The sequence below is a fragment of the Aliterella atlantica CENA595 genome, from assembly GCF_000952155.1.
Lineage (GTDB): Bacteria > Cyanobacteriota > Cyanobacteriia > Cyanobacteriales > Chroococcidiopsidaceae > Aliterella > Aliterella atlantica.
This window is the reverse complement of sequence record NZ_JYON01000014.1, coordinates 119,569-134,290: the sequence shown is the minus strand read 5'-3', so window position 1 is coordinate 134,290 and position 14,722 is coordinate 119,569. Positions and strand designations below refer to the sequence as shown.

17 protein-coding genes are annotated in these 14,722 nt (G+C 40.2%); 10 read left to right on the top strand and 7 right to left on the bottom strand.

Features of this window, described 5'->3' with window-relative positions:
• Nucleotides 1-389: 389 nt before the first annotated feature.
• Together UH38_RS26785 and UH38_RS14470 are read right to left on the bottom strand one after the other, a co-directional pair.
• Entirely contained in the window at nucleotides 390-737 is a 348-nt protein-coding gene (locus tag UH38_RS26785; protein ID WP_045055369.1) for a hypothetical protein, read from the bottom strand.
• Nucleotides 738-901: 164 nt separating this feature from the next.
• On the bottom strand, nucleotides 902-1,969 hold the full coding sequence (locus tag UH38_RS14470; RefSeq protein ID WP_045055368.1) for a DUF4365 domain-containing protein: 1,068 nt from the start codon (nucleotides 1,967-1,969) through the stop codon (nucleotides 902-904).
• A 362-nt stretch (nucleotides 1,970-2,331) separates the two neighbouring features.
• Here UH38_RS14470 and UH38_RS14465 point away from each other — a divergent pair, with 362 nt between their 5' ends.
• Both UH38_RS14465 and UH38_RS14460 read left to right on the top strand, forming a co-directional pair.
• Entirely contained in the window at nucleotides 2,332-2,547 is a 216-nt protein-coding gene (locus UH38_RS14465) for a hypothetical protein (RefSeq protein WP_045055367.1), read from the top strand.
• Nucleotides 2,544-2,972: a type II toxin-antitoxin system VapC family toxin gene (locus tag UH38_RS14460; RefSeq protein WP_045055366.1), complete on the top strand. Its 429-nt coding sequence runs from the start codon at nucleotides 2,544-2,546 to the stop codon at nucleotides 2,970-2,972. Before UH38_RS14465 ends, UH38_RS14460 begins: the two co-directional genes overlap by 4 nt.
• Before the next feature lie 53 nt (nucleotides 2,973-3,025).
• Here the strand turns inward: UH38_RS14460 and UH38_RS14455 are convergent, their stop codons facing one another.
• Nucleotides 3,026-3,343 (bottom strand): cupin domain-containing protein, encoded by a 318-nt coding sequence (locus UH38_RS14455; RefSeq protein WP_045055383.1) that lies wholly within the window; start codon nucleotides 3,341-3,343, stop codon nucleotides 3,026-3,028.
• A 308-nt stretch (nucleotides 3,344-3,651) separates the two neighbouring features.
• On the opposite strand from UH38_RS14455, the gene UH38_RS14450 reads away from it, so the two are divergent.
• The 3 genes from UH38_RS14450 to UH38_RS14440 all read left to right on the top strand — a co-directional run bounded on the left by UH38_RS14450 (nucleotide 3,652) and on the right by UH38_RS14440 (nucleotide 6,231).
• On the top strand, nucleotides 3,652-4,311 hold the full coding sequence (locus UH38_RS14450; protein WP_045055365.1) for a DUF4279 domain-containing protein: 660 nt from the start codon (nucleotides 3,652-3,654) through the stop codon (nucleotides 4,309-4,311).
• A 72-nt stretch (nucleotides 4,312-4,383) separates the two neighbouring features.
• Nucleotides 4,384-4,719 (top strand): hypothetical protein, encoded by a 336-nt coding sequence (locus UH38_RS14445; RefSeq protein ID WP_144405686.1) that lies wholly within the window; start codon nucleotides 4,384-4,386, stop codon nucleotides 4,717-4,719.
• The gene (locus tag UH38_RS14440) at nucleotides 4,720-6,231 is read left to right on the top strand and encodes a thymidylate synthase (RefSeq protein ID WP_045055363.1); all 1,512 of its coding nucleotides are present in this window, start codon (nucleotides 4,720-4,722) and stop codon (nucleotides 6,229-6,231) included.
• On the opposite strand, the gene UH38_RS14435 is transcribed toward UH38_RS14440, so the two are convergent.
• Complete coding sequence (locus UH38_RS14435) at nucleotides 6,221-7,957, bottom strand: dCTP deaminase domain-containing protein (protein WP_045055362.1); 1,737 nt, start codon at nucleotides 7,955-7,957, stop codon at nucleotides 6,221-6,223. The two genes, UH38_RS14440 and UH38_RS14435, sit on opposite strands and share 11 nt — an antisense overlap.
• Before the next feature lie 142 nt (nucleotides 7,958-8,099).
• Nucleotides 8,100-8,633 carry a P-loop NTPase family protein gene (locus tag UH38_RS14430; protein WP_045055361.1) on the bottom strand — a complete coding sequence of 178 codons (534 nt, stop codon included), beginning with the start codon at nucleotides 8,631-8,633 and terminating at the stop codon, nucleotides 8,100-8,102.
• 177 nt (nucleotides 8,634-8,810) lie between these two features.
• Here UH38_RS14430 and rph point away from each other — a divergent pair, with 177 nt between their 5' ends.
• Both rph and bchB read left to right on the top strand, forming a co-directional pair.
• Complete coding sequence (gene rph / locus UH38_RS14425) at nucleotides 8,811-9,536, top strand: ribonuclease PH (protein ID WP_045055360.1); 726 nt, start codon at nucleotides 8,811-8,813, stop codon at nucleotides 9,534-9,536.
• Nucleotides 9,537-9,733: 197 nt separating this feature from the next.
• Nucleotides 9,734-11,260 carry a ferredoxin:protochlorophyllide reductase (ATP-dependent) subunit B gene (gene bchB, locus UH38_RS14420; RefSeq protein ID WP_045055359.1) on the top strand — a complete coding sequence of 509 codons (1,527 nt, stop codon included), beginning with the start codon at nucleotides 9,734-9,736 and terminating at the stop codon, nucleotides 11,258-11,260.
• A 56-nt stretch (nucleotides 11,261-11,316) separates the two neighbouring features.
• Here the strand turns inward: bchB and UH38_RS14415 are convergent, their stop codons facing one another.
• Together UH38_RS14415 and UH38_RS14410 are read right to left on the bottom strand one after the other, a co-directional pair.
• Nucleotides 11,317-11,751 (bottom strand): PIN domain-containing protein, encoded by a 435-nt coding sequence (locus UH38_RS14415; protein ID WP_045055358.1) that lies wholly within the window; start codon nucleotides 11,749-11,751, stop codon nucleotides 11,317-11,319.
• A complete protein-coding gene (locus tag UH38_RS14410) occupies nucleotides 11,748-12,050 on the bottom strand; it encodes a hypothetical protein (RefSeq protein ID WP_045055357.1) in 303 nt (100 codons plus the stop codon). Before UH38_RS14410 ends, UH38_RS14415 begins: the two co-directional genes overlap by 4 nt.
• A gap of 883 nt (nucleotides 12,051-12,933) precedes the next feature.
• On the opposite strand from UH38_RS14410, the gene UH38_RS14405 reads away from it, so the two are divergent.
• The 3 genes from UH38_RS14405 to UH38_RS14395 all read left to right on the top strand — a co-directional run bounded on the left by UH38_RS14405 (nucleotide 12,934) and on the right by UH38_RS14395 (nucleotide 14,679).
• Complete coding sequence (locus UH38_RS14405; protein ID WP_045055356.1) at nucleotides 12,934-13,173, top strand: hypothetical protein; 240 nt, start codon at nucleotides 12,934-12,936, stop codon at nucleotides 13,171-13,173.
• Nucleotides 13,170-13,628: an HNH endonuclease gene (locus UH38_RS14400; RefSeq protein WP_045055355.1), complete on the top strand. Its 459-nt coding sequence runs from the start codon at nucleotides 13,170-13,172 to the stop codon at nucleotides 13,626-13,628. The genes UH38_RS14405 and UH38_RS14400 overlap by 4 nt, the downstream gene beginning before the upstream one ends.
• A 310-nt stretch (nucleotides 13,629-13,938) precedes the next feature.
• Nucleotides 13,939-14,679 (top strand): class I SAM-dependent methyltransferase, encoded by a 741-nt coding sequence (locus UH38_RS14395; protein ID WP_045055354.1) that lies wholly within the window; start codon nucleotides 13,939-13,941, stop codon nucleotides 14,677-14,679.
• The last annotated feature ends 43 nt before the right edge of the window (nucleotides 14,680-14,722 follow it).

The following is a 14,722-nucleotide window of genomic DNA, read 5'->3' as shown; positions in this document are numbered from 1 at the left end:
CATCGACGGAGCAGAATAGTTCTTCTAAACTAAGCATAAGGCAGCCAGGTAGATTGATTAGTTGCTACTTTCAGACTACCTGTTTTGCCCCTTTTTTGGCTCTTTCCTTATCCCGAACTGACGTTAATTAGCTAAAGAATTTAACTCTGTGTAAGCGCTATTCACATGGGAGTTGTTACAACAGGAGGACTTAACTGACGTAACCCCTTCATAAATGAGAAAATCTTGTGAAGGAATTACCATTAGTATTGCGGCTTATGTCTACTGTTATGCTACTACTTCTTAGTGAGGACGTAATCCGAGGGCTGTTTGAAGGTTGGTTGAAATTACTAAGCAATAATAAATCCTCTAATGGACATTGCTGCCTCTATCAGAGGTAAATAATTAGTTCAGTTTCCTCTAGGAAAGTCATAAGGAGGTACAAAATGATTACTTGAGACTTCTCTATCAAATGGAGGCTTGTTGATTTTATCAGCTAATCTTATGTATTCCCTCATTATAGGCATACCATTATGAAGAGCAAGCTCTGGAACGGAATCTACTGAAATTACTCTTACAAAATTTTCTACGAATTCTATCTCAATCTTGAAAAAAGCTTCATATCCCATATCGATGATGATGCCTTTTTTTGTTTGTCTATGTTGAGAGACAGATTGTCTAATACTATAGTATTTTTCAAAATGATGTGCAGCAGAGCTTAAATTGTTGACTCTACAGTAGAGCATCCCTAGATCCATATGTATTTCTCTACTATCTGGATACTTCTCAAGAACAACACAATAACGCTGAATAGATTCTTCATTCCTTCCTAAATCTTTCAGAAGGTAAGCACTTTTATATATGGCTTGAACTTTCTCAGGAGCTATCTTTATTGCTTGATTGTAGCTATTCAGCGCATCTTCTATCCGCCACAGTTCTTGATAAACGATACCTCTGTTGACAAAACAGCATAGAAGTTTGGATTGACATCAATGCATTTATCATAGTAATTAAGTGATGTATTCCAATCCTTCAAGATAAATGCAATCATTGCAAGTTTAACCAGGATAAATTCATTGTTTGGAGCATAATCAAGAGCTTTAGCAAGTATATCAATAGACTCTTTATTGCGATCTTGCCAGTGATATAAAAGCCCCAAAGAAGTATAAGCATACGCTGATCTAGGTGCTAACTTAATAGATTTTAATAGGTGAGTCTCTGCCTCTCGATCTTTGTTAAGCATTCCTAAACATACACCAATTAAACATTGTGCTTCTGAATTTTCAGGTAATTTAACAGCAAGTTGTTCAGCTATACTGAAAGCTTTATCAACCTCTCCAGAGAACATTAAGCAGTAAACCCAGTTACTCCATATAGAAGAAACATCTTCATATACTAGGGCTAAAATCTCATATATCTGTGCAGCTTCGTAAAATTTTCCCACTGACATAAACTTATCCGCTGCTACCAACTTTTTCTCTATAGGATCAATTACTTCATTAATTGTAGAACCTATCTCACTTAAAATAAATGATACATTTTTTACCTCTGTATTTCGAGCAACCTCAGCGTAGTACAGCGAAATAATCTTAGGAAATTCTTGCTGAGTTGAGCTATCAAGTTTCTTATCTAAGTTAATTTTGATTGTGCGTGACGATGCATTATCAACTCTAACCCAATAGAGATTCTCCTCATGAACAGAGTAAGTCACCAAGATTACAGGTCTTCCGTAAGACTTCCAGTAGTGAAGATTCTGTTCCGTAACAGTTATAGATATTTCGTTTTTTTGCGTGTTTCTAAACTCACTTCTAGACTTGATTTGAATGCCTATTTTATTGCTTAAAGCATTTATCGGTTGGGTAAGCTCAATTTCTGCATCAACACCTTTGTCGTGCTGTCCCGTTAGGCGACACAAATATCCAAGTTTACTTACTACACAAGCAAAGAATCCAACTCCAGCTTGCTCAATCAAACGGTTATGGTCGCCCATTATTAATTAACAGATTTGAGGAACTGATCTCTGCCATATTATAGTATATAGTAGATCGCCTGTACTACTTGATGACATCATCTTGTGTAGCAATATTTGCGAACGCAGTTTAGGTTCAGCTTTCACTGCTTTAAGTCTCACCTCAAGTTAACTTAATATGCTGTGGTTATATTACAAATACGCTCACCATTCAAAGACAAAAGTAGAATTTAAGTTATGGCGCGATCGCATTTAAGTTTCACTACAACTTCCATATTTGCTTGGACAGGCTTTGTAAAAATCTGCAATATTGTCAAACTTATACTGGCTCGTTATCCTTCAGTTAGAAACGATTAATTAACGATTAATTAAGGAAAACTCAAATGACACCTAACACTTCTTTAGAGGAGCGGCTTGCAGCAGCAGAAGCAGCGATCGCCCAGTTGCAAAAGCAAGTTGTGGCTCCTGAATCGACAAATTGGCTGCAACAAATTACAGGGTCATTTAAAGGTGAACCTGCCTTTGAAGAAGTAATTGCTTATGGACAAGCGATCCGCCAAGGAGATGAGTCTCTCCTCGAAGCACAAGACGAGCAATGAAATATTTATTGGATACAGATCATCTAAGTATTCTTCAGCGTCAAGCAGGGAAAGATTACAATAACCTTTCAACGCGCATGGCTCAGAACCCGCTATCAGATTTTGCTGTATCAACTGTGACGTTTCACGAACAGATGCTTGGTTGCCATACCTACATTAATCGCGCTCGCAACTTGAATGACGTAGTGAAAGGCTATGAAATGATGGCGCGACTCGTCACCGACTTCAAAGCTTTGCCCCTCATCTCATTCGATACAGGTGCAGCTACGACACTCGCTCAATTACAATCACAACGAATTCAACTAGCAAAGATGGATGCGCGGATCGCAGCAATTGCGCTATCTCGTCGATTGATTTTGTTAACCCGTAATCATCGAGATTTTAGTAAAGTGGCGGGGTTGCAGATCGAAGATTGGACAGCTTAAAGCATTAACAGAAATAGTGCGATCGCCTATCTTGTAGTAGGCATCACTTGAGATTAGTAAAACACAGCTAACCAGATAGTTTCTTCTTCTGGAGTCGTCCAGTCAACTCGATGTTTCTGATGAGGCGCAATAGTAAGGTAGTCACCTGTTGATAAGTGTATTGTTTTATCCTCAAATTGCAGCCTTGCTTCACCTTTTATAACCAGTATCCACTCTGATTGGTGTTGGTCATACCAAAAATCTGATTCAGATTTGTGACCCTTTGAGATGATTCTTTCTATTTTTACGTTTTGCGTAGAGATAATTGTCTCAAATATTTCATCTGGGATTGCAGTTGGTATGTCAATCAGTAAATTATGCTTGGCACTCATTCTCATCAAAATGTAGCGGAGGTTGGCAAAATGGCATTTCTACAATAGAAAGATGCAATAGCAGCAGATATTAGTGTAACAAAGCTAGCGATTTTCAGTTGGTGTGATACAACAGATATAACTTGCTTACCTCAAGACTCAGTGATGAATGTTTCTTAAACAATTGCTATAGAAAAGTCATTTTTGAGAAAAGTAAGTCATTAAAAAGTAAAAAGTTATTTCAGCCAGCAGTCCAACATTACACAACCCCAAACAGCCTTGAGTTATTACACTATGAGCAGCTATGCGTCAATTGGGCAGAGGCAAAATTGCAATATTTAGCATTATCAGCAGCAATTTCTGAAGTTTTGCGTCCAACACTTGGGGTTACTCAACAGGTGTTAGCCGTACACAAGCTCGTGGTTCAAGATGGAAAACCGTTGATTTTGCTGGTAGATGAGAAGAGCGAACTAGGTGCTTATTATATTTATTTTGGTATTGAAGATCAGCCTTATCATTTTGTCGTTGTTATTCGAGAAGAACAAAAAACACCGATTGCATCTGCTGCCTACATTGAAGCATCAGTACGGGTATATTTAGCGATCGCCAGCACTACACTCGCTCCAGACACAATTACAGAAAAGGTAAAGTTGAACCCAACTAGCAAGCGTTTGTTAGGAGAACCAAAGAATCCTCGCAACCCTCGGCTAAAATTTAAGGAACATCGCTGGTACTTTGAGCCACAAAAAAACGTGCCAGGAAGTTTAGAGACAAAGCTAAAGTTCTTACTAGATCGACTTGAACCAGCCCAAGAAGCGATCGCCAATCTTCAAAACAATTGTGAAACATCTATTTGCATCTGCTACAAAGGATATCGAGGCTGGATGAGTGGATGGCATATCGACAAAGCAACAATGCGTAAGATAGTAGCCTTGGGGGCGGAAGTAGATTTAGACTTGTATGCCTATGGAGAGCAAGATTTACCATAATAGAGCGCTGGATATCTCACTCTTGTTCGCATTACTACCTGTAAAATTGAAGTTTGAGCGCACACCTGCCAAATGAGTTTATACACGAATTGGGTTTGCTTTAGCTGCCGTAAAAGTTTTCACCGTCGCCTACTTAGGGAATCAACGTGCGATCGCAAATGTCCAGACTGCACCAAACCAACAATAGATATGGGCATTTATTTTGAGCCACCGCCACGCCGCGCAACCAAACAATGGCAGATAATGCAGCTTTTAGCCGAGAACGGTTATAGATTTTACACCGAAGGTGGTAAGACTTATATCAAGGCGTTCGTATTACAAACGAAAAGACCCCGCATTGCAGATGTATGTAAGAGAGTATCTAAGTTACCGCCGAAGTGCCATAATCTCACGGTGTATAGTGTTTAAATGACTAATTTAGTATCTCAAGAGCTTTATTATCGACCTGCGTACAAGCCAAATCAGGTTATTTGTGGTAGCGGGCAAACAGTAGTTGTAACGGGTTGGACAGTCAAAGAAAGCGTTGCTAAACACTTACAACCCTACGAATATGCAGGGATAGGCGCTTGTTACAGTCCAACAAGAGGTATTTCGCTATTAATTCGTAATTTACTCGCTAACCCAGTGGTAAGGTATTTAGTTGTGCTTAATGCTACAAAGGAAGACCGCAATGCAGGTGCGTGTACTTGTTTACTTGACTTCTTTGGTAACGGGTTTGAGTTAGGAATAACCGATACAGGTAAGCAGTGCTGGGTTATTCGTTCTGCGGTAGTAGGATATATAGATATTGAAATTGCAGCAGATGATTTAGAGCAGTTACGCGCGTCTGTAGAATGCTTTGAAGCTAAAACAATTGCTGAAGCTGCAAGTCAAGTAAAACAATTAGCCAAAAGAGAACGAGTTGAACCTTGGGGTGAACCTAAAACCTATCCTTTAGCTACTGTAGAACCAACTGTTTTACCAGGAACGCGCTACGGACACCGGATTGAAGGCAAAACCATTGCTGAAACTTGGGTAAAAATCGTTCATCGCATCAAAACTACAGGCACAATTCGCCCGACTGGCTATGATGGACAATGGCAGGAATTAATCGATTTAATGGCGATTGTTACAGATGAACCGGAAGGGTTTTATTTTCCCGAACCGAATTATTTGCCATGCGATCGCACTTTTATAAGCGAATATGTATCTCAGATATTAGACGATGCCCCTACTGTGGAAGGCGTGAAGTACACTTATGGACAAAGATTGCGATCGCATTTTGGTTTAGATCAAGTTGAACAAGCAATTGGCAAACTCATAGCTGATATTGATTCTGCTAGGGTAGTCATGTCTTTATGGGACGTGCAAGACGGCGAAGCAAATAGTAGTCCGCCATGTCTCAATCATATTTGGCTAAGAGTAATTGATAACGAACTATCTTTGACAGCAACTTTTCGCAGTAATGATATGTTTTCTGCTTGGGTTGCAAATGCAATGGGGTTGAGGGCGTTGCAGCAACATATTCGAGATGAAATATGCGATCGCTCTAAATATAATTTGCAAATGGGACCGTTAATTACTATTAGCCAAAGCGCCCATATCTACGATGATTGTTGGGAGAATGCCGATAATTTAATTGCAAATCAATATAAGAAAGCTTTTCAGGAAAGAGACTACGCCGATCCTTCAGGTAGTTTTGTAATTAATATTCAAGATAGCGAAATAGTCGTCGAACACATGACACCAGGTACAGGCGAAGTAGTTAACTGTTATTCTGGTAAATCTGCAACTCAACTTTGTAGACAAATAGCCGCTGATTGTCCAGCTTTGCAAGTTGGACACGCAATGTATTTAGGCTGCGAACTGCAAAAAGCAGAATTAGCCTTACTAAATCAACACTATTACACTCAAGATCGACCTCTAAAAATTAAACTTTAGCCAATGTGACAACTTCTGCTTGATCTTGATACTTACCTTGGCGATCGTCGTAACTTGTAGCACAAGGTTCACCTTCTAGAAATAGCAACTGCACTACACCTTCATTAGCGTAAATGCGACAATCAGCACTAGAAGAATTAGAAAATTCTAAAGTTAAATGACCTCTCCAAGCCGCTTCAGCAGGGGTCAGATTAGCTATTATTCCACAATTATGAACGAAAACTCCTGCTTCTAAAGCAAAATTACCCGCTTCAGGAACCGTCAGACAATAAACATCGTGAGTACCTGGTACATCTTCTACAGATACAACTTTGTGGTTTTTCAGAGGTTGACCTCTAAACGCATGAATAACGTCCAGAAAGCGTCTACTTGCAGAGCGATCGCAATTTAATAATCTAGCAGCACCACGAATAGAACCAGTTCGATCTAAAGCATCTCGTAATACATTAGCAGTGATTTCATGGCGAGTTTTAGATGCATCTACCAACTTTTTCATTAATTGCGATTGATGAAAGCGTCTCGTTCCATCATCCTTTGCCCAAACTTCTCTGCTATGAGAGCCAGTTAAAGCTCTTGCTTTTGCGTCATTATAGTATTCAAGCATTGCCTGACGATGAGCTTGTCTTGTAGCATCAGAGCAATTTTGTCTACCTGAAATTACTCTTTGACGCGCTTCTGCATACTTAGGATCGTGCCAGAAGTTTAATGCTTTTTCCCTTTGCTGCTCGGAAAACATCGCATTCCATTGAGGATCTTGTTTTAATCTAGCGATCGCTTCAGAAATTGCTTCTCCATGTTCGTTAGGGTCGAAATCTTGACTGTAGTTTTCGCTGTTATGCAGTCGGATGTGCTCTGAAGCATCCATCCTCATGATATTCCAAGGGTTATTATTCAACCGATTAAAATCAACGTGATGGCGGTGAGTATTGGAAATATCTTCGTAAATATTGTTTCTTAAATTCCATTCATCGCTCAATCGATGAGTAGGGTAGAGATATCCGTTAAGTGGCTGGTACACCATTTCGTAACCACGAGCCAATTGACGATATAAAGGCATTAAAGAATCTTGAGGTTTAAGAGTATGTGCCTCAACCATGCGCCCATCTCTGGTAAGAAAGAGATGATCGGGCGTACAAAATATCGATTGGTTATTATCTAAAGTTACCTTCAATAAAGAATCTCGACCAATATATCTTGGACTTTCTAAAAGAGTGACAATTATTCTTCCATGTTGACCAATACTGTATCCCCAAAATTGTTCGCCATTTTCAGCGCGGCGAGACATTTCCTCTAACGTAGGAGATGTTCCGTCAGCTAAAGCTACACGAGTATCTCCTCGAAAGCATCTTGCATACGAGCTTTTTCCAATACATATAACTGTAATATTTGCAGGAACTTTGAGCTTTTCTAAAGCAACACCTAAACCATAGGAATGAGCGGGCAAGATGAAATAATTGCCACTATTATCTGTATGCAGTTGCGTTTGTTCTAAGTTTTCAGGATTAAATTTTTTTGGATCTACTACTGTTCCAGGAATGTGGCGAAAAATACGGAATTCTGCAGGAGAAAGACGGATATCGTACCCATAGGAAGAAAGCCCGTAACTAATTACAGGCTGTAATGGCAATGCTGGATTGTGCTGATGTTTTCTAATTAATTTTGCTTCAAAAGGCACAATCATGCCTTCGCTAGCCATTTTAGTAATCCAGATATCGTTTTTAATCACAAGCTTCACAGGGTAGATAAACGAAGCGGAATACTAAGGATACATTGAAATGCAACTCTAATAAATATTTCAATCAGCAAAGGAATTGAATCTAAACCCCTCGAAGGATAATTATTAACTGTTCACTGGTCACTGGTCACTGTCAAGGTTGGTGGCTGCGGCGAATTTCAGTGATTTGGTCGGCTATTTCTAGTAGTGCTGGCGGCATTTCTGGTCCTGTCAGGACAATATCTACATGACTGGGACGATTTTTAATAAATTCCAATACTTCCTCAAGCGGAATTAGCCCAAAATCGATCGCTAAACTTAATTCATCTAACACGACAAAAGCATACTTTCCTTCTAATACTACTTTTTGCGTATGCTGCCACAATGCTAGCAGTGACTTAGTTTCTGCCTCGTCTAATTGCGGCGTATCTATACAACGAGGCAAATCGCAGCGAATCCAATCTAAGCTTTGCCCTAACTGTACTGGATGCTCGAAACCTTGCCCTATCCCGCCTTTAAGAAACTGCACTACCAATACAGGCGTACCTTGTCCAGCAATTCTTAACGCTTGCGCCATCACGTTAGTAATAAAGCAGCGCGGCGAACAGGTAAATACTTGTACCAGTCCAGCGATCGCATAAGGTAAGTTAGGAGTATTTAGTGCTGGAGTTTCTAGCTGGGCAACCATAGGACAACATTTAACCGTTATGAAGGGAATGCAGATATGTAGCGTATTTCTTGTCTAAGTCTTTTGATCTAACACTAGATATGAGAATTGGTCAACAGCAATTAGGAAGTTGCGCGTGCATAAAATAATGTCTAAGTAGTGCTGTATTCTAGAACGAGCGTACATGAGGCAACAACAATGTCTTGGCAGCGTTCAGATGGCAGACAAAGCGACCAACTGCGCCCGATTAGCTTTGAGCTTAACTTTACTCGGTTTGCTGCTAGCTCAGTTTTAGCTAAATGTGGCGATACTCAGGTACTTTGTAGCGTGACGATTCAAAATGGCGTACCGAAATTTCTCACGGGTACGGGTAAAGGTTGGCTGACGGCTGAATACCGAATGTTACCTAGCGCAACACCTCAGCGCCAAGAACGAGAATTTTTAAGATTATCTGGACGCACTCAAGAAATTCAAAGATTGATCGGACGCAGCCTACGCGCATCAGTGGATTTAAACGCACTAGGAGAGCGGACAATTACCATAGATGCTGACGTACTCCAAGCCGACGCAGGAACCCGTACAACGTCTATTACTGGGGGCTATGTGGCTTTAGCTTCGGCGATCGCATCCCTAACAAAACAAGGCATATTAGAAAAGTCGCCGATTCGCCATCAAGTTGCTGCTGTCTCTGTAGGACTATTGCAAGGCGAACCATTACTAGACTTTAACTACCTTGAAGATGTCGCTGCTGAAGTGGACTTAAATGTAGTTATGAATGGAGATTTGGGCATTATTGAAGTTCAGGGAACTGCTGAAGAAGGCAGTTTTAACCGCACCCAAATGAATCAAATGCTGGATTTGGCAGAAAAAGGCATTCAGGATTTACTCGCCGCCCAATTACAAGCCTTGCATCAAGGAATGTAGCAAAAGATGAAGAATTATAGCGGCAATAGCGCTGAAGTTATAAGCTAAAACCTAGTTAACAAAAGGTTTTCAAGTATTTACAAGTAGGTAAAGTGGCTTTACAGTTTGAAGCACTTACTTACCTACTTGTTTGAGAGAATAAAACTCTTGAAACCAGCAAAAATACAGATTTAGCAATTTTTAGGAGCAAGTTTTATATGAAATTGGCTTACTGGATGTATGCAGGTCCCGCCCACATTGGTACTTTGCGCGTCTCCAGTTCATTTAAAAACGTCCACGCCATTATGCACGCACCGATTGGCGATGACTATTTCAACGTGATGCGTTCGATGCTAGAGCGCGATCGCAATTTTACTCCTGTTACTATTAGCTCTGTAGACCGAAACGTATTAGCGCGTGGTTCTCAAGAAAAGGTAGTAGACAACATTACCCGTAAAGACGTGGAAGAACGCCCAGACTTGATCGTGCTTACGCCTACCTGTACCTCTAGCATTTTGCAAGAAGACTTAGAAAACTTTGTCGAACGTGCTTCCATCGATACCAAGTCGGATGTCATGCTTGCTGATGTCAACCACTACCGCGTCAACGAATTGCAAGCGGCTGATATTACCCTGCGGCAAATAGTTCAGCTATATACAGAAAAAGCCCGCAAAAAAGGCGAACTTCCTACAGGTAAAACTGAAAAGCCGTCAGTCAATATTCTAGGTATTTCCAGCCTCGGTTTCCACAATCACCACGATTGCACCGAATTAAAACGGTTGATGACCGATTTGGGGATTGAAGTTAACGAGGTAATTCCAGAAGGAGCATCCGTTCACAACCTGAAAAGACTTTCCCAAGCTTGGTTTAACCTAGTACCTTATCGGGAGCTAGGAGTAATGGCGGCGAAGTATCTAGAACAAGAATTTGGAATGCCATATATAGATATTACGCCGATGGGTGTAGTAGAGACAGCGCGTTGTATTCGCAAAATTCAGCAGATACTTAACGAGCAAGGCGCGGATGTAAACTACGAAGACTTTATTAACGAGCAGACTTTGTATGTTTCTCAAGCTGCTTGGTTTTCGCGCTCAATTGACTGTCAGAATTTAACTGGTAAGAAAGCTGTAGTCTTTGGCGATAGCACTCACGCCGCTGCTATGACGAAGATATTAGCGAGGGAAATGGGCATTCATGTCGTTTGGGCTGGTACTTATTGCAAGTACGATGCAGAGTGGTTTAAGGAGCAAGTAGGCGAATACTGCGATGAAGTTATCGTAACTGAAGATCACGGACAAATTGGAGATGCGATCGCCCGCGTGGAACCATCGGCTATCTTCGGTACGCAAATGGAACGCCACGTAGGTAAGCGTCTAAATATCCCCTGCGGTGTAATTGCAGCGCCCGTCCACATTCAGAACTTCCCCATTGGTTACAAGCCATTTTGCGGCTACGAAGGTACAAACCAAATTGCCGATTTAGTCTACAATTCCTTTACTTTAGGCATGGAAGACCACTTACTAGAAATCTTCGGCGGACACGATACCAAGGAAGTAATTACTAAAGGTATTTCCGCTGATTCTGACTTAGGTTGGAATAAAGAAGCACAAGCAGAACTAAATAAAGTGCCTGGATTTGTCCGCGGTAAAGTTAAGCGTAACACCGAAAAATTTGCCCGCGATCGCGGTTTTAGTGTAATTACTCTAGAAGTAATGTACGCCGCCAAAGAAGCTGTAGGCGCGTAGTTAGTAGTTAGTAGGGTGGGCAATGCCCACCTGAAATAATAAAGCTTGGCATCGCGCTACGTTGGGACTTGTACCAACTGAGCTACTTCATCTCCTAATCTATTAAAATGCTTTGGGTTTAGAGTCAGTAATATATCTACATTTGCTTTGAGCGCTGCTTGAGCAATCAACCCATCATAAATACTGCCACCAATAATATTTAACCTCACCAGTCTAACGAGTGTTATTTGGTAATCTTCGGCTGTCAAAACCACTTTTTGAAACTTATCTAAATTTTCTTCGATTAAACGTTGTGCTAACGTAGGTGCGATCGGTTGAGAAAGAGGCAAGCGAGTTAACACAGCATACAATTCAGCTAAAGTGTGAGTTGAAATAAATCCTTGAATTTCTCCTGCTTTGACGCGCCGCAACCAGGGTAGACTTTCCGAATGCTTAGGATGATCGACTATCAATGCTGCTACAAGAACAGACGTGTCAAATAGTACGTTCACCAAGATGTAATTTCCTCGCTCCTTTCTTCCCGTAATTCTTGTACGGCTGTTTCCAGGTTTTTTGCACCTTGAGCTTTTACTACCAATACTCCCCCAACATACTCAATAGGGCAATTTTCACCTATTTCTCTCCAAGCCTCTTCGCGTTCTTTTTCTAAATTATCTACTGCAAATGTTAGCGATCGCTTGCGATCTGTCTTTCGCCACTCTAGGAAATCAACATAATTTAGAACTTCCTGAAGTGCTGTGACTGGTAAATGTTCTAGCTTCTCGACTATCTTTTGTTTAAGAGAATCCATAACTAAGTATTTATCTTTGGATGAGGAGTTTGATTTATATACTTCCCCTAAATGATATACTTACAGATTGGGTTTGCCACTGAAAAATTTGGGCGATCGCGGTTTTAGTGTAATTACTTTAGAAGTAATGTACGCCGCCAAAGAAGCTGTAGGCGTTTAATTAGGAGCTATTAGGGTGGGTTTTTCCACCCTAACTATTGTCTAAAAGTAGTTAAACATGAGTAACATTTCACCATCAAGCACGCCGAGTCAAAGCAGACTATATCAAGGATTAATTAATACACTAAAAACACTTAAGTTAGTCGGATTTGGATTTGTAGCACTTTATTCCTTATTTCTGCTTGCACAATTATCAGGCGTGCTCGGTGTATCTGGGTTCATTTTGGCTCTAATGTCTTTTGCAATCGGCATTATTAGCGTTTACGTAACATTCCAGGTACTCATAGCAATTATCGATCTTCTAAGTCGCATAGAAGAAAACACAAGGTAAGAAGAATTTTGTGCGAACTTGGTTTAGATAAAACAGTTGTATGCCATTAAGGCTCGATCTATTACAGCAAGCAAGGACAACTACAAGAAGCGATCGCAACATTACAACAATTTTTAATACTAACTAGAAATATTCATTCATCAAAGATGCTGAAGCAGAGGTATTATTAGCTAAAACAGTATTGGGCAATTACAGAAGAGTTTAGAGTTTTTCAAACCTACCGACCGATTGTTGAGGAAGAAGGCGATCCTTCAGTTTAAACCCGTACGACTTGTATTTACAGTCACTTCAGGCAATATTTATTGGTTACGCAGAGGTTATAACGAGGAAAAGTTACATTTGAAATAAGATAGAGATGTACTAATCATTATTAAAAACGAAGGAAAAGATATAATGACTGCACAAATGATGATTCAGCCTTCATCTTTACTTCCTAACGGTATTGAAATAAGACCAGTAAATAATTTCAATTTATTCAAGTTTACTGACGATTTACAGGCTCGTTCTGATGAATTATTAGAACGCAATAAAGTTGGATTACTTACACCAGAAGAATCCGCAGAACTAGCGGGAATATCTGAGTTATCTAGAATTTTTACTCTAATTAACGCTATGGTTATTGCCCAACCGTGACTGTTAACAAGGTCGTTCGCCAATTAGTGCGGGATAGAGCTAAATTTTTATGTGAATACTGCCACTCTCCTGAATGGAGCAGTGCCGATCTGTTTACGCTGGAACATATACTTCCGCAATCTTTGGGTGGTTCTGACGAATTAGATAATTTAGCGCTGGCTTGTCGTCGCTGTAACGAACGTCGCTATAATTTTTTAACCGGAATTGACTCTGAATCTAGATTAGAAACTCCATTGTTTCAGCCGCGTCAGCAAGTGTGGGCAGAACATTTTATCTGGACGGCTGATGGAATAAAAATTATTAGCCTAACTTCTGTAGGTAGGGCAACTATTAATCGCCTTGACCTAAATGACGAATTTCACAACGATGGTTTTATTCAAAGGGCGCGTGACTTTTGGATAAGGGGCGGTTGGCATCCGCCTCATGAAGATCTGCGTTGTATGCAACAAAGTTAAGCAATTTTAGGTATTAAGGCTTTTTCTCTGAGTTAGTAACGATCTCCCTTGACCAAATTTTCCACTAAGCGATCGCACTTCTTAGCTCAACCGCTCAAACTAAGATAAAACTTTCCCAACATTGATGTTCCTGTCTTTTTATCCAAAATAGCTCTGCCACTAATGAGTATAATTACTCTAAAAGTAATGTACGCAGCCCAAGAAGTAGTAGGTGCGTAGTTTTTTGTGTTTTACACTATAAGTCAATAAAGGAGTTTTCAATTAGGAACTCCTTTATTAATAGTTTTCTCTTAAATTTTGCACCGCTCGAATGAATAATGCTAAAGAACATTACGAGCGGCATCTTGGGGCTATTTATAGCTGGATGGCTGGGGATGTAAATGTAGCTTTGGAGCGCAATCGTAGCTTATTTCATCAGCTAGGGCTTGATACTGCTCCAAAGGGTTTAGCAATTGATTTAGGCTGCGGTACAGGATTTCAGTCAATTCCACTAGCAGAACTTGGTTACTCAGTTCTTGCAATAGATTCTTGCGCTGTGTTGCTATCTCAGTTACAAGAAAATATTATCAACCTGCCTATTACAACAATTCAGGACGATCTACTGAACTTTAGTAAACATATCAGTAATCAACCGCAGTTAGTAGTTTGTATGGGTGACACGCTAACTCATCTCGATTCTCGTGATGCTGTCTGCAATTTAATATCTGAGGTGAGTCAAAAACTTACTGAGGGCGGAATAATAGTTTTAACATTCCGAGATTATGTTTCAGGAGAACTTTTCGGAAACCAGCGTTTCATTCCGGTGCGAAGTGATGACAGCAGAATTTTAACTTGCTTTCTTGAGTATCATCAGGGATTTGTCGAGGTGCATGACTTGCTTTATTACAAGGAAGGTACGCAATGGGTATTTAAAGCCAGTTCTTATTGCAAGTTGCGAGTAGATAAGAATTGGTTAATTAAACAGATGGAAAAGTTAAGTCTGATTATTATTCAAGATACGTCTGATGGTGGAATGGTAAACATTGTAGCCAAGAAAATTGGCAGCGCTTAATCCTCAAATTTTAGTAATTTATACTCAGTAGAAATAAGAATCG

Excerpts from the sequence above, each read along its gene's own strand:
- UH38_RS14410 (WP_045055357.1), bottom strand. The coding sequence starts at position 12,050 with ATGGATTCTCTTAAACAAAAGATAGTCGAGAAGCTAGAACATTTACCA.
- UH38_RS14470 (WP_045055368.1), bottom strand. The coding sequence starts at position 1,969 with ATGGGCGACCATAACCGTTTGATTGAGCAAGCTGGAGTTGGATTCTTT.
- UH38_RS14430 (WP_045055361.1), bottom strand. The coding sequence starts at position 8,633 with ATGGTTGCCCAGCTAGAAACTCCAGCACTAAATACTCCTAACTTACCT.
- UH38_RS14455 (WP_045055383.1), bottom strand. The coding sequence starts at position 3,343 with ATGAGTGCCAAGCATAATTTACTGATTGACATACCAACTGCAATCCCA.
- UH38_RS14465 (WP_045055367.1), top strand. The coding sequence starts at position 2,332 with ATGACACCTAACACTTCTTTAGAGGAGCGGCTTGCAGCAGCAGAAGCA.
- UH38_RS14445 (WP_144405686.1), top strand. The coding sequence starts at position 4,384 with ATGAGTTTATACACGAATTGGGTTTGCTTTAGCTGCCGTAAAAGTTTT.
- UH38_RS14460 (WP_045055366.1), top strand. The coding sequence starts at position 2,544 with ATGAAATATTTATTGGATACAGATCATCTAAGTATTCTTCAGCGTCAA.
- bchB (WP_045055359.1), top strand. The coding sequence starts at position 9,734 with ATGAAATTGGCTTACTGGATGTATGCAGGTCCCGCCCACATTGGTACT.
- rph (WP_045055360.1), top strand. The coding sequence starts at position 8,811 with ATGTCTTGGCAGCGTTCAGATGGCAGACAAAGCGACCAACTGCGCCCG.
- UH38_RS14405 (WP_045055356.1), top strand. The coding sequence starts at position 12,934 with ATGACTGCACAAATGATGATTCAGCCTTCATCTTTACTTCCTAACGGT.
- UH38_RS14440 (WP_045055363.1), top strand. The coding sequence starts at position 4,720 with ATGACTAATTTAGTATCTCAAGAGCTTTATTATCGACCTGCGTACAAG.
- UH38_RS26785 (WP_045055369.1), bottom strand. The coding sequence starts at position 737 with ATGGATCTAGGGATGCTCTACTGTAGAGTCAACAATTTAAGCTCTGCT.
- UH38_RS14395 (WP_045055354.1), top strand. The coding sequence starts at position 13,939 with ATGAATAATGCTAAAGAACATTACGAGCGGCATCTTGGGGCTATTTAT.